The following is a 14,414-nucleotide window of genomic DNA, read 5'->3' on the forward strand; positions in this document are numbered from 1 at the left end:
CAGGCAGCCTGTCGATTTCTATGATTATTTCGTACGTCCTTTGACGATGAGACGATCCGAAGCTTTCTTGCGACGAGTCTTGGCACCCATAGCGCATTTGCCCCACTTCGTAACAGGGTTCTTGCGGCCAACTGGGGAACGACCCTCACCACCACCATGCGGATGGTCATTCGGGTTCATTGCAGTACCACGGTTCTCCGGACGAACGCCCAGCCAACGGTTACGGCCTGCTTTACCGATCGTGATGTTCTCATGCTCGTGGTTACCAACTTCACCGATCGTTGCACGGCAGTTGATGTGAACCTTACGGAGCTCGCCAGACGGCATACGAAGGAGTGCATAATCGCCTTCCTTTGCCATGAGCTGAGCAGAAGTACCAGCACTACGAACGAGCTGAGCACCCTTGCCGATCTTGAGCTCAATATTATGGATCGTCGTACCAACCGGAATGTTCTTCAGCGGAAGAGCGTTACCGACTTTGATATCGGATTCCGGACCGGAAACAACCTTGTCACCAACCTTGAGACCATTCGGTGCGAGGATGTAGCGCTTCTCACCATCAACATAGTTGAGGAGAGCAATGCGTGCGCTGCGGTTCGGGTCGTACTCGATGGTAGCGACGCGAGCCGGGATACCGTCCTTATTGCGTTTGAAGTCGATCACGCGATAAAGGCGTTTGTGGCCGCCACCCTGATGGCGAACGGTCAGTTTACCCTGCTGGTTACGGCCGCCTTTTTTCGTCAGGCGCTCAGTCAGGGATTTCTCAGGCTTGCTTGCCGTGATTTCGTCGAACGAAGCAACGGTCATGAAGCGACGGCCTGCAGAATATGGTTTAAAACTCTTTACTGCCACTTAAATGTACCTCCTTTTCTCAATTATGCTTCGAAGAACTCAATGCTTTCGCCAGCAACGAGTTTAACGATAGCTTTTTTATAGTCAGAACGCTTGCCCATCGTACGGCCCATGCGTTTCGTTTTACCCAGTACATTGACTGTGTTGACTTTTTCAACTTTAACGTTGAAGATTTCAGCAACAGCTTTAGCAATCTCGATCTTGTTGGCTGCTTTCGCAACAACGAAGACGTATTTGCCCTCAGCCATGAGCTGAGTCGTTCTCTCAGTGATCAGCGGACGGATCAGGATATCACGTGCTTCCATTATGCGAATACCTCCTCGATACGGGTGATGGCATCCTTCGTGATGAACAGTTTGTCATGATTCAGGATATCAAAGACATTCAGGCCCATCGTGTTGATAGCTTTTACACCCGGAATGTTGCGTGCGGACTTCTCTACATTCTCAGCTTCATCGCAAGTGATGAGGAGTGCTTTGGAGTCAACGCTGAAATCGCCAAGCATTTTGACGACCTGGCTCGTTTTCGGAGCATCAAAGTTGAGGCTGTCGAGAACTACGAGCTCACCGCTCTTAACTTTATCGGAAAGTGCGCATTTGATAGCGAGACGACGCTGTTTACGCGGCATCGTGAAAGCGTACTTACGCGGATGCGGTCCAAAGACCGTGCCGCCACCGACCCACAGCGGGCTGCGCGTCGAACCAGCACGTGCACGACCAGTGCCTTTCTGCTTCCAAGGTTTGCGGCCACCGCCACGGACGAAGCTTCTCGTCTTCGTAGCATGCGTGCCGAGGCGCTGTGCTGCCAGCTGCATTACAACAGCCTGATGCAGAAGACCTGCGTTCATCTCTACGCTGAAGATGCTGTCATTCAATTCGATATCGCCAACTTTTTTGTTGGTGATGTCATAAACTGCTACATTAGCCATAATTTAGGTTATCCTCCTTCCAATTAGTTTTTGCCCGGTTTTACGGTATTTTTGATCACAACGAAGCTCTTCTTCGGGCCCGGAATAGCACCCTTGATGAGAATCAGGTTGCGGTCTGCATCAACACGGACAACCGTGAGGCGCTGAACCGTAACACGCTCGCCACCCATGCGGCCCGGCAGTTTCTTGCCTTTGAGCACGCGTCCACCAGGACCACTGATCATTGCGCCAGTGGAACCCGGCTCGCGGTGGGATTTGGAACCATGTCCCATAGGACCACGGGCGAAGTTGTGACGTTTGATACCGCCGGCAAAACCTTTACCTTTGGAAGTACCCGTAACATCGACTAATTCTCCAGCACTAAATATGTCAACGCCGATGGAATCACCGACTTTATATTCAGAAGGATCCTGAAGACGCATCTCGCGGATGAATTTTACCGGTTTAACACCAGCTTTAGCGAAATGACCCTTCATTGGTTTATTAACTTTAAATTCCTTAACTTCACCGAAGCCAAGCTGAACAGCATTGTAACCGTCATTCTCGACCGTCTTGTTCTGGATAACGATGTTGTTACCAGACTCAACAACCGTAACAGGAACAACTTTGCCCTCTTCCGTGAAGATCTGAGTCATGCCCAGTTTTCTACCTAAAATTGCTTTAGACATTCATTCCACCTCCTCGGATTATAATTTGATTTCGATGTCTACACCAGCCGGAAGGTCAAGGCGCATCAGCGCATCTACCGTCTTGTTCGTCGGCTGCAGGATGTCGATAAGACGCTTATGAGTTCTCATCTCGAACTGCTCGCGGGAATCCTTATTGACATGCGGGGAACGCAAAATCGTGTAGATATTCTTCTCCGTCGGGAGTGGAATCGGACCAGATACCATTGCACCAGTCTTCTTTGCAGTATCCACAATCTTTACTGCGCTCTGATCGAGGGCTTTATGATCATAAGCCTTCAAACGGATTCTAATCTTTTGATTCTTAGACAATTGTTTTTCCTCCTTATCGTCCGGACTCTCGGCCCAAACATTTCTCCGTAACAGTTCCCTCGGACAATGCCGAGCCATCTGCCACGTCATCGCATTGGGGGGTACCATATTATTTTAAACCTTTAAATAAGAGCGACGCGAGCGCCGCTCTTACCTATTGGTTTAATTGACTTGGAAATTAGCCTTCAACTTCCGTTACGCGGCCAGCACCAACCGTGTGACCACCTTCGCGGATAGCGAAACGCAGACCCTTCTCGATAGCGATCGGGGTGATGAGCTCAACGTCCATCTCGACGTTATCGCCAGGCATAACCATCTCCGTGCCAGCCGGCAGGGAAACGACACCCGTAACGTCCGTCGTACGGAAGTAGAACTGCGGACGATAGTTCGTGAAGAACGGAGTATGACGGCCGCCTTCTTCTTTCGTCAGGACATAAACCTGAGCTTTGAACTTCGTGTGCGGGTTGATCGTGCCCGGCTTAGCCAGAACCTGGCCGCGCTCGATCTCTTTGCGGTCGATACCACGGAGCAGAGCACCGATGTTATCACCAGCAACAGCACTGTCGAGCATCTTACGGAACATCTCGATACCCGTAACAACCGTCTGTTTCGGCTCATCCTGCAGACCAACGATCTCAACCGTATCGTTCAGTTTCAGCTCACCACGCTCAACACGGCCCGTAGCAACCGTACCACGGCCAGTGATCGTGAAGACGTCCTCGACCGGCATCAGGAACGGTTTATCCGTGTCACGAGTCGGAGTCGGGATGTACTCATCAACAGCGTTCATGAGCTCAACGATTTTAGCTTTCATGTCAGCATCGCCTTCGAGAGCTTTCAGAGCGGAACCAGCAACAACAGGGATGTCATCGCCCGGGAAATCGTAGCTGGAGAGCAGCTCGCGAACTTCCATCTCTACGAGCTCGAGGAGCTCTTCATCGTCAACCTGGTCAACTTTGTTCAGGAAGACAACGATTGCCGGAACACCGACCTGACGAGCGAGCAGGATGTGCTCACGAGTCTGCGGCATCGGGCCATCAGCAGCGGAAACAACCAGGATAGCACCATCCATCTGAGCAGCGCCAGTGATCATGTTCTTGACATAGTCAGCATGGCCCGGGCAGTCAACGTGTGCATAGTGACGTTTCTGCGTCTCATACTCAACGTGTGCCGTGTTGATGGTGATACCGCGCTCACGCTCTTCCGGAGCCTTATCGATATCAGCGTAGTCCTCGAATGCAGCCTTGCAGCCTTCCGTCTCGGACAGAACTTTCGTGATAGCAGCCGTCAGCGTCGTCTTGCCATGGTCAACGTGACCAATGGTGCCGATGTTAACATGCGGTTTAGTTCTTTCAAACTTTTCTTTAGCCATTGTAAATTTTTCCTCCCTTATTCGCCTTTGTTTTTAGCAATAACCTTTTCGGCTATATTTTTAGGAACTTCATCATAGTAAGCTACTTCCATGCTGTAGTTCCCTCGGCCCTGAGTTTTAGAACGGAGATCCGTCGAATAACCGAACATCTCGGAAAGCGGAACAAATCCGTTGATGACCTGAGCACCGTTGCGCGCTTCCATACCATCGATACGGCCGCGGCGGGAGTTCAAGTCGCCGATTACATCGCCCATGTACTCTTCCGGAACGACAACTTCGACTTTAACGTACGGCTCAAGGAGAACCGGGTTAGCCTTTTCGCAACCGTTCTTGAATGCCATGGAACCAGCAACCTTAAATGCTGCCTCAGAGGAGTCGACCTCATGATAAGAACCATCGAATACGATAGCCTTGATGTCGACCATCGGATAACCAGCGACAACGCCAGCTTCCATAGCCTGCTTTACGCCGGCCTCGATCGGGTTGATGAATTCCTTCGGAATCGCACCACCAACGACCTTGTTTTCGAAGCTGAAGCCTTCGCCCGGCTCCTGCGGAATGAGTTCGAGCCAGCAATGACCATACTGACCATGACCACCGGACTGACGAACAAACTTACCTTCAGCCTTAACCGTATTACGGATCGTCTCACGATATGCAACCTGCGGCTCACCGACTTTGCAGTCAACATGGAACTCGCGGAGCATACGGTCAACGATAATCTGGAGGTGAAGCTCACCCATACCAGAGATGATCGTCTGGCCAGTTTCCTGATCTGTGCGAACGCGGAACGTCGGATCCTCTTCCGCGAGTTTCTGGAGCGCAACGCCCATCTTCTCCTGGTCGTTCTTCGTTGCCGGTTCAACAGCAACAGAGATAACCGGATCCGGGAACTCCATGGACTCGAGGATAATCGGTGCGTTCTCATCGCAGAGCGTGTCGCCCGTCGTCGTATCTTTCAGACCGACAGCAGCAGCGATATCACCGGAGTAAACCTTATCGATTTCCTTACGGTTGTTGGCATGCATCTGGAGGATACGGCCAATACGCTCTTTCTTACCCTTCGTCGAGTTGAATACATAGGAACCAGCATCGAGTACACCGGAGTATACACGGAAGAATGCCAGTTTACCAACGTACGGGTCAGTCATGATTTTGAATGCCAGTGCGGAGAACGGCTCACTGTCGCTAGACGGGCGATGGTCTTCTGCACCAGTATCCGGATTTACACCAGCGATCGGCGGGATATCCGTCGGAGCCGGCATATAATCAACGATAGCATCGAGCAACGGCTGAACGCCCTTGTTACGATAAGAAGTACCACAAGTTACCGGAACGAGTTCACCAGAAAGGGTGCCCTTACGGATAACTTTTTTGATCTCTTCTTCCGAAATCTCTTCGCCACCGAGATATTTCTCCATGAATTCGTCATCGAGTTCGGAAAGCGCCTCGAGGAGCTTTTCACGATACTCATCAGCCTGATCCTTCATTTCATCCGGAATAGCAATCTCATCAGCGACCTTACCGAGATCGTCCTCATATACGATTGCTTCCATCTTGACCAGGTCGATGATGCCTTCGAACGTATCTTCAGCACCAATTGGCAGCTGAATTGCTACGGCATTTGCCTGCAGACGTTCATGCATCATATTGATAACGTTGAAGAAGTTTGCGCCGGTGATGTCCATCTTGTTGACATACGCCATGCGCGGAACATGATAGCGCTCAGCCTGACGCCATACGGTCTCAGTCTGCGGCTCAACGCCACCACGTGCAGTCAGAACTGCAACCGTGCCATCAAGGACACGTAAGGAACGCTCAACCTCTACCGTGAAATCCACGTGACCCGGCGTATCAATAATGTTGATACGATGGTCTTTCCAGTGACAGGTCGTTGCAGCAGACGTAATCGTGATACCACGTTCCTGCTCCTGAACCATCCAGTCCATGGTAGCAGCGCCTTCATGAACCTCACCGATTTTGTGATTTACACCCGTGTAGAAGAGGATACGCTCAGTAGTAGTCGTTTTACCGGCATCGATGTGAGCCATGATACCGATATTACGAGTTTTTTCAAGGGAATACTCTCTTGCCACTTTTAATATCGCTCCTTAATAATTATAAGAAAGGATTACCAACGATAGTGAGCGAAAGCCTTGTTGGCCTCTGCCATCTTGTGCGTATCTTCTTTCTTTTTAATAGCTGCGCCCGTGTTGTTTGCAGCGTCCATGAGCTCGCCCGAGAGGCGCTCATCCATGGTCTTCTCACCGCGGAGACGTGCGTAGTTGACGATCCAGCGAATGCCGAGCGTCATACGACGGTCCGGACGAACCTCAACCGGAACCTGGTAGTTAGCACCACCAACGCGGCGTGCGCGTACCTCGAGGACCGGCATAACATTTTTGAGAGCAGTCTCAAAAACTTCCAGTGGATCCTTGCCCGTTTTAGCACGGATCGTTTCGAACGCATCATATACAACGCGTTCAGCAACGCTCTTCTTACCGGAAAGCATTACTTTGTTGATGAATTTCGTAACCGTTTTGCTGTGGTACACCGGATCCGGCAGTACGTCACGCTTAGGTACGGAACCTTTTCTTGGCATTGATTTACCTCCTTATCATAGTCTTCGTTTACGAAGCTGTATTATTTCTTTTTCGCGCGTTTCGCACCGTACTTCGAGCGGCCCTGACCACGATCCTGCACGCCGGCAGTATCGAGAGAACCACGAATGATGTGGTAACGAACACCTGGCAGGTCCTTAACACGACCGCCGCGGATCAGAACAACACTATGCTCCTGAAGATTATGACCAATGCCCGGGATGTATGCGGTAACCTCGATGCTGTTCGTCAGACGAACACGAGCTACCTTACGCAGTGCCGAGTTCGGTTTCTTCGGCGTAGACGTGTATACACGCGTGCAAACGCCACGTTTCTGCGGGCAATTCTTGAGTGCTGGTGCTTTGGACTTCTCCTGCATGCTCTTTCTGCTCTTACGAACTAACTGGTTGATAGTAGGCATACATGCACCTCCTTCCTTCATATTGAGAATTTATTATTTATTAAAACTCCAAAGCAATGCTTTAAAGTTTTTAACAAATATACTAGAACCTTACTTTAGGACTGCCACTGCTGCTGCACCGACTTCGATGCCGCATGCCTGTCCAAGCTCCCTCATCGTCTCCGCATGGCCTACCGGGATTTCATTCCCCTGGCAAAGCACTTTCAGCGGTTCGATTACTCGGTCATCGGCGTCATCCGCAACGAAAACCGTCTGGACATTCCCACGTTTTACAGCCTTGGTAGCCTGTTTGATACCAATCACCCGATTGGCACTTTTCAGTGTATCCAGTGTCATTGTTTTCACTCCCCTGTATCACTAAATCATGCGCTCAAATCAGGCACTTCTATATATTAGCACCCGCCAAAATGCTTGTCAACACTTTATTTATAAAGATTCACGTGCACACGTCTCCTAGCGTGTCGTAATGTAAAAAAAATTTTTTCATCCCTAAAATTGTCTTTTATTTGAGGACAAAAAAACAGTCAAGATGGATTTTTCCATCTTGACCGTTTTTTAATGCTTTAACAGCAAAATTATTTGTTATCCGAAATAACCTTCTTGGCAACTTCAACAACATGCTCAACCGTGAAACCGAATTTCTTGAAGAGCAGCGGTCCCGGAGCAGAAGCACCGAAGCCTTCCATGCAAACTGAAGCACCATCAAGGCCTACATATTTGCCCCAGCCAAAGTCCGAAAGTGCCTCAACCGATACACGAGCACGAACATTTTTCGGCAAGATGCTTGCCTTATAGGCATCACTCTGCTGCTCAAAGAGATCCATGCACGGCATTGAAACGACGCGGACATCCAATCCCTCTTTGGCAAGTTCTGCCTGAGCATCAACAGCCAGCGAAACTTCCGAACCGGAAGCCATCAGGATACCATCCATGTTAGAAGCATCCTTCGCCTCAGAAACGACATAAGCACCTTTGAGCGCCTCTTTGCTCGAACCAGCAAGCTGCGGCAGATTCTGACGAGTCAAAACCAGAGCCGTCGGCGTCTTATCAGCCGTAATAGCCAGATACCAGCCGGCAGCCGTTTCCGTAGCATCAGCCGGACGGAATACATTGAGGTTCGGCATTGCACGGAGCATAGCCAGCTGCTCAATCGGCTCATGCGTCGGACCATCTTCACCAACGCCGATGCTGTCATGCGTCAGAACGTAGGTAACTGGAATATTCATCAGCGAAGCCAGACGCATCATCGGTTTCGTATAATCACTGAATACGAAGAACGTAGCAACATACGTGCGCAGGCCGCCATGAAGCGTAATGCCGTTAGCCATTGCAGCCATAGCCAACTCGCGGATACCGAAATGCAGATTGCGGCCAGCGTAGTTGTCTTTGCTGAAATCGCTTTCGCCATTCATCATCGTCTTGTTGGACGGAGCCAGGTCAGCACTGCCGCCGATGAGCTGCGGAACCATATCCTTGATACGGTTAATCATAATACCAGACAGGTTGCGCGTTGCCTGTGCTTTATCTTCATAAGCCCAGAAGGACTCATCGCTCATCAGTGCATCGGCATCAACCGGAGCATGGAATTTCTCCCAGCGAGCCTTCTCTTCCGGGAATTTCTCGCAATACTCAGCAAAGAGTTTATTCCATTTTTCTTCCTCAGCAGCACCCTGTGCAGCAAGTTCTTCATAATGAGCGTAAACTTCCTGCGGAATGTTAAACGTTTTTTCCGGTTCCGGCCAGCCCAGGTTCTCTTTAAGAGCTTTTACATTCTCCTCACCCAGCGGCTCGCCATGAGCGCTAGCTTTGCCCTGTTTAGCCGGGCAGCCATAGCCGATCTGCGTCTTAACCGTAATGAAGGACGGATGCTCTTTATCAGCCTTAGCAGCTTCAATAGCCTTGCCAATAGCTTCAAGGTCATTGCCATCTTCGACCGTAATCGTCTGGAAGCCGAAGGAAGCCATGCGTGCCTGAACATTCTCCGTGAAGGCGATATCCGTATCACCCTCGATGGAGATTTTATTGGAATCATAGAGGACAATCAGTTTGGACAGGCCAAGCGTGCCAGCCAAAGAGAACGCCTCCGAAGAGATACCTTCCATCATGCAGCCGTCGCCACCCAGCGCGAAGGTGTAATGGTCAACGACTTCGTAACCCGGACGGTTGAACTCAGCAGCCAGATGTGCCTCAGCCATTGCCATACCAACAGCCATACCCATACCTGCGCCCAGCGGGCCAGTCGTAGCTTCGACACCAACCGTATGACCATACTCTGGATGTCCCGGCGTAAGCGAGCCGTCCTGACGGAACTGTTTCATATCATCCAGCGTCAGGCCATAACCAAAGAAATGAAGCAGCGAATAAAGCAGTGAGGAACCATGGCCTCCCGAAAGAACAAAACGATCACGGTTAGCCCACTTCGGGTTCTTGCCATTGTGCTTCATGTGTTTTGCCCACAGCTCATAAGCCATAGCTGCACTGCCAAGCGGCAGCCCCGGATGACCGGAATTAGCCTTCTGGATTGCATCTGCTGCCAAAACGCGGATGGCATTAACACAAGTCATATCAATGTTACTCAAGGTATATCTCTCCTTATCCTATGAAAGATTTGTATTTATCACAAACTTCATTCTACTAAATTCCTTGGTAAATGTACAGTCCTCTCATACATTTTCATAAATTTCTTTTATCGCTGCGTAAGAATCGATTATATATAATTTCGTTTTCCAACAATTAGCAGCCGATTATCAGAAATTACGCAAATCCGGGCGCAATTCCTGGGCACGCCCCATATAGACATGCTGAATCTCCGACTGTTTGCGTTCCGTATCTACTAATAACAGCACACGGATACAATGGTCCATCGATTCATCAATTGCACACTGGCGCGTATCAAACAGCGGAACCAAATCAAAGCCAGGAAGCTGGCGGGCACCCGTAGATGGGAACGCGGCCGTAAGGTCATCCGTTGCAGAAAAAATAACTGCCCCAATGTCCTCTGCCTGCACTTTATTACGACGCAAAATCTGCGACAGTAAAATTCTGGCAGCCTGCCATATTTCTTCTTTTTTATTTTCACCAACGGTGATAGCACCACGAATGCCTCTCATGGTTTTTCTCCTCCTTAACGGCCTTTATGAATTTCCCATATTATACGCATACTGAGTATGAACGCTATCAAATACCCCACAAAACCAAGCAGCGGAATCTCCATGATTTTGGGCGTCATTTGCGTTGTACAAATCGTACTGGATCCTAAAAGCAAAGCTGCCACCAGCAATGCCAATATGAGCTTATTAATCATCTGGTCAAATTTTCGCAGTGGTTCCTCGGACCCCGTAAGATCCAGATTTACCTTTGTCTGGCCACTCATAGTCATTTTCAGAATATCTGAAATCTGCTCAGGAAGCTGGGCCGATTTCCTTAGAAGCAGGAAGCCCTCCCGCTTGGCCTTGTCCAGCTCATCCCGCCAATGGAAATGCTTCTTATAATCCAAAGCAAGACTTTTGGCAAAGATTTCCACGAAGCTGACTTTAGGGCAGCACATTCGCATAACGCCCTCTACGGTCAGCACGCCGCGGGCAAACATCGATAATCCCTGCGGGCAGCCAATGTGATGAACTCGCATGAGGTTCATGATTTGACGAGTCAATACGCCCATCTGCAAATCACTAAAATCCAGCGAACCATATTGGGAGAGCATTGCATCAATATCCTGATACAGTGCCGTGTGATTGATTTTCCCCCGGACTACGCCCAGTGAAAGAACCGCCGCCTTCATCTCAAATGTATCATGACTTGTCAAAGCAAACACCGCTTTGCGGATTGCCGCCCGGTCGCGGCCGGAAAGCCGTCCGACCATGCCCAAATCCAGCCAGACAATCCGGCCATTTCGTATCCAGATATTTCCCGGATGGGGGTCGGCGTGGAAAAAACCATCTTCAATAATCTGCTTGACGTAGTTTTCTCCTAACCGGTGCCCCAACTGGTCAATATCATAGCCTCGGCTTTTGAGCTGATCAAAATCATCGATACGGATTCCTTCGACAGATTCCATCACCAGAATGTGCTGGGTCGACAACTGCCGATAAACATGGGGACAGGAAATATACTCGACATCGCGGTTCAAATGCTGGAATTCCTCAATATGGTCAGCTTCCATAAGAAAGTCCATTTCCTGCTTAGCAATGGTCCACATCTCATCCAGCACCATATTAAAGTCTACGACATCCTGCGAATGGCTCACAATCTTTAAAAGCGTTGCCGCTCGTTTCAACAGGACAATATCCTGATTCATGATGTCGTAAATCCCCGGCCGTTGAACTTTGACTACTACCTTCTCGCCAGTGGTCAAAATTGCCCGATGAACCTGCGCAATGCTGGCTGACCCCAGAGCCTCTTCATCGATATAGGAAAAAATCTTATTCCAGCGCCGGCTGTATTCCCGTTCGATTACCTCGAGGATAACCGAAAACGGCAGTGGTTTGGCCGACGATTGCAGCTTCATCAGTTCATCACAATACTCCGGCGGTAAAAAGTCCGGCCGCATGCTCATGACCTGCCCAAGCTTTACAAACGTAGGCCCCAAATCTTCCAACACCAGCCGCAGCTTGGCAGGCGTCATGCCACGAACGACATCGCGTTTGCGCAAAACACCAACCATCCCCCGCAGTCTGGCAGTAGCTCCGGCATCTTCTATTTTATTTTGAAAGAAATCTCCAAGCATAATGCCAGACTCCTTCAAGAATGACTCCGTGATTATTTCTTATATTTTTCAGCCAGCTGCTGTTTAACCGTCTCATTGGAAAGATAATCATCATAAGTCGAGACACGGTCCACAACACCATCCGGCGTGATTTCGATAATGCGGTTGGCAATGGTCTGCACAAACTCATGGTCATGCGACGTAAAGAGAGCCGTATGGTTGAACGCAATCATACCATTATTGAGAGCTGTAATCGACTCAAGGTCAAGATGGTTGGTCGGCTCATCCAGAATCAGGACGTTAGCTCCCGAAAGCATCATGCGGGAAAGCATGCAGCGTACGCGCTCACCGCCCGAAAGGACCGAAGCTTTCTTAAGGCTTTCCTCACCGGAGAACAGCATACGTCCCAGGAAACCGCGAACAAAGGTCTCATCCGGGTCTTTGGAATACTGGCGAAGCCAATCTACCAGACTCAGGTCAACGCCATCGAAATATTTGCTGTTATCCGCCGGAAGATAAGCACGGGTCGTCGTAACACCCCATTTGAACGTACCGGCATCCGGCTCCTCTTCTCCCATGAGAATTTTAAAGAGCATCGTCTTGCCAATGGTATTTGGACCAACAAACGCAACCTTATCGCCCTTCTTCAACGTAAAGCTGACATTTTTCAGGACCTGCTCACCGTCAACTGTCTTGCAAAGACCATCTACCTGCAGCAGCTGGTCGCCAGCTTCACGGTCCGGCGAAAAAGCAATATACGGATAGCGGCGCGAAGACGGCTTGATGTCTTCAACCTGAATCTTATCGAGCAATTTTTTGCGGCTCGTGGCCTGCTTGGATTTAGCAGCGTTAGCGGCAAAGCGGGCGATGAAGGCCTGCAGCTCTTTGATTTTCTCCTCAGCCTTCTTGTTCTGCTCTTTCTGCAGCTGCAATGCCAATTGGCTGGACTGGTACCAGAAATCATAGTTACCGGTATAGAGTTTGATTTCGCCAAAGTCAACATCGCAGATATGCGTGCAGACCTGATTGAGGAAATGACGGTCATGCGATACGACGATAACCGTATTCTCAAAGCCAGCCAGGAAGTTTTCCAGCCAGTTGATGGATTCGACGTCGAGATGGTTGGTCGGCTCGTCCAGCAGAAGGATATCCGGATTACCGAAAAGGGCTTGCGCCAAAAGTACACGAACCTTCTCCTTAGCCGTAAGTTCCGACATCATCATCTCATGCTCAGCATCCGGAATACCGAGACCATTGAGCAGACGTGCCGCCTCGGATTCAGCGTCCCAACCGTTGAGCTCAGCGAACTCGGCTTCAAGTTCCGAAGCCTTCATACCATCTTCTTCACTGAAATCCGGTTTCGCGTAAAGGGCATCCTTCTCATCCATAATCTGGACGAGGCGTTTATTGCCCATGATTACCGTACGAAGAACCTGATACTCGTCAAACGCATAATGATCCTGCTGCAAAACAGAAAGGCGCTCGCCCGGCGTAATCTCGATATGACCACCGGTCGGCTCAATCTCGCCGGACAGCAATTTCAAAAAGGTCGATTTACCTGCACCATTGGCACCGATAATACCATAGCAATTCCCCGGCGTGAATTTGAGGTTGACATCCTTGTACAGGACACGCTTGCCGAACTGGAGGCTCACATTGTTGGTTGTAATCATTTCGTCTTTAGTTCCCTTCTTGGTATATATGAATACTTGTTATATCGTTATTTACTTCGTCAGCATAGCCCGAAACATGCTCATGATGCTCTGACCATAGCTGTATCCCGGCACTGCCCAGCGGCCATTGAGGTCTCCCCAATGACCAAGCGTAGTGGAGCCATACGAAGAACGAACCAACGCATAGCGCGGGTCAACCACCGTTGCCGACGGCTGGCGCGTAGATGCGTAAGCCAGCAAATGCTGAATCTGTGCGCGCACACCCATCCGTGCCGAATCAAAATAAGCACCCTTTACCTGGCTGCTCGTAGTGCCCAGCCCGCAATAGTTGTTCTGGTCCGGCGTAACCGTACCACCGTAACGGAAAAAGCCCGTTTCCTTCAAAGCCTGTGCGAACGCAACATCGGGACGAATGCCCTCCCGAGCCCCTTCTTCGTAATAATAGGAGACCAGCTCCTGCGGCGTTACCGAAATATTCGGGGTCGGATTGACGCTGAGCAGATAATCCACACACTGCTGCTGACTCGCCATCGGCGTACCAATAATAGAATCATCGTACTCGGAAACGGTCGTCGGTACGCTGACAGATGATGACACCGATTCTTCGGCACCCTTTTTGTGCGCATTCAAAATGGCATCAATGCGCTCCTGAAACATCTGCTTCTCTGCGTTACGGGACACATTACGGCTGCTTCCCGTATTAACCGAACGCGTTGTCGTTACCATTGTCTGGTCTGTTCTGCTCGAATGACGCGCTTCACCAAACGATGGCAGAGATAACACAAACACTCCTGCCAACGTACCGGCAACAATCATTTTCGGATAACGATTAAAACTCACGAAATGTACACTCCTTAATCTTCTC

15 protein-coding genes are annotated in these 14,414 nt (G+C 49.9%); all 15 read right to left on the bottom strand.

Going from position 1 to position 14,414, the window contains the following annotated elements:
• Nucleotides 1-24: 24 nt before the first annotated feature.
• Nucleotides 25-852 (bottom strand): 50S ribosomal protein L2, encoded by an 828-nt coding sequence (gene rplB, locus FZ040_RS07445; protein ID WP_033169664.1) that lies wholly within the window; start codon nt 850-852, stop codon nt 25-27.
• 23 nt (nt 853-875) lie between these two features.
• Nucleotides 876-1,157 carry a 50S ribosomal protein L23 gene (rplW, locus tag FZ040_RS07450; protein WP_149171409.1) on the bottom strand — a complete coding sequence of 94 codons (282 nt, stop codon included), beginning with the start codon at nt 1,155-1,157 and terminating at the stop codon, nt 876-878.
• The gene (rplD, locus tag FZ040_RS07455; protein WP_033169666.1) at nt 1,157-1,780 is read right to left on the bottom strand and encodes a 50S ribosomal protein L4; all 624 of its coding nucleotides are present in this window, start codon (nt 1,778-1,780) and stop codon (nt 1,157-1,159) included. Before rplD ends, rplW begins: the two co-directional genes overlap by 1 nt.
• Nucleotides 1,781-1,803: 23 nt before the next feature.
• Entirely contained in the window at nt 1,804-2,448 is a 645-nt protein-coding gene (gene rplC, locus FZ040_RS07460) for a 50S ribosomal protein L3 (RefSeq protein ID WP_033169667.1), read from the bottom strand.
• Nucleotides 2,449-2,466: 18 nt separating this feature from the next.
• Nucleotides 2,467-2,778 carry a 30S ribosomal protein S10 gene (rpsJ, locus tag FZ040_RS07465; RefSeq protein WP_014423834.1) on the bottom strand — a complete coding sequence of 104 codons (312 nt, stop codon included), beginning with the start codon at nt 2,776-2,778 and terminating at the stop codon, nt 2,467-2,469.
• 178 nt (nt 2,779-2,956) lie between these two features.
• On the bottom strand, nt 2,957-4,150 hold the full coding sequence (gene tuf, locus FZ040_RS07470) for an elongation factor Tu (protein WP_033169668.1): 1,194 nt from the start codon (nt 4,148-4,150) through the stop codon (nt 2,957-2,959).
• A gap of 17 nt (nt 4,151-4,167) precedes the next feature.
• Complete coding sequence (gene fusA, locus FZ040_RS07475) at nt 4,168-6,246, bottom strand: elongation factor G (protein WP_149171410.1); 2,079 nt, start codon at nt 6,244-6,246, stop codon at nt 4,168-4,170.
• A gap of 35 nt (nt 6,247-6,281) precedes the next feature.
• The gene (rpsG, locus tag FZ040_RS07480) at nt 6,282-6,752 is read right to left on the bottom strand and encodes a 30S ribosomal protein S7 (protein WP_005842089.1); all 471 of its coding nucleotides are present in this window, start codon (nt 6,750-6,752) and stop codon (nt 6,282-6,284) included.
• A gap of 41 nt (nt 6,753-6,793) precedes the next feature.
• Entirely contained in the window at nt 6,794-7,171 is a 378-nt protein-coding gene (rpsL, locus tag FZ040_RS07485) for a 30S ribosomal protein S12 (RefSeq protein ID WP_021771527.1), read from the bottom strand.
• A gap of 90 nt (nt 7,172-7,261) precedes the next feature.
• Entirely contained in the window at nt 7,262-7,507 is a 246-nt protein-coding gene (locus tag FZ040_RS07490; protein WP_149171411.1) for a ribosomal L7Ae/L30e/S12e/Gadd45 family protein, read from the bottom strand.
• A gap of 239 nt (nt 7,508-7,746) precedes the next feature.
• Nucleotides 7,747-9,735: a transketolase gene (tkt, locus tag FZ040_RS07495; protein WP_439653912.1), complete on the bottom strand. Its 1,989-nt coding sequence runs from the start codon at nt 9,733-9,735 to the stop codon at nt 7,747-7,749.
• A 183-nt stretch (nt 9,736-9,918) separates the two neighbouring features.
• A complete protein-coding gene (aroH, locus tag FZ040_RS07500; protein WP_033169672.1) occupies nt 9,919-10,281 on the bottom strand; it encodes a chorismate mutase in 363 nt (120 codons plus the stop codon).
• Nucleotides 10,282-10,295: 14 nt separating this feature from the next.
• Nucleotides 10,296-11,897, bottom strand: coding sequence for an ABC1 kinase family protein (locus tag FZ040_RS07505; RefSeq protein ID WP_149171413.1), 1,602 nt, complete (start codon nt 11,895-11,897; stop codon nt 10,296-10,298).
• Nucleotides 11,898-11,929: 32 nt separating this feature from the next.
• Nucleotides 11,930-13,549: an ABC-F family ATP-binding cassette domain-containing protein gene (locus FZ040_RS07510; protein WP_033169674.1), complete on the bottom strand. Its 1,620-nt coding sequence runs from the start codon at nt 13,547-13,549 to the stop codon at nt 11,930-11,932.
• 51 nt (nt 13,550-13,600) lie between these two features.
• A complete protein-coding gene (locus FZ040_RS07515; protein WP_149171439.1) occupies nt 13,601-14,365 on the bottom strand; it encodes a glucosaminidase domain-containing protein in 765 nt (254 codons plus the stop codon).
• Nucleotides 14,366-14,414: the final 49 nt, after the last annotated feature.

It is taken from the genome of Pseudoselenomonas ruminis (assembly GCF_008271295.1).
Taxonomy (GTDB): Bacteria; Bacillota; Negativicutes; order Selenomonadales; family Selenomonadaceae; genus Selenomonas_A; species Selenomonas_A ruminis.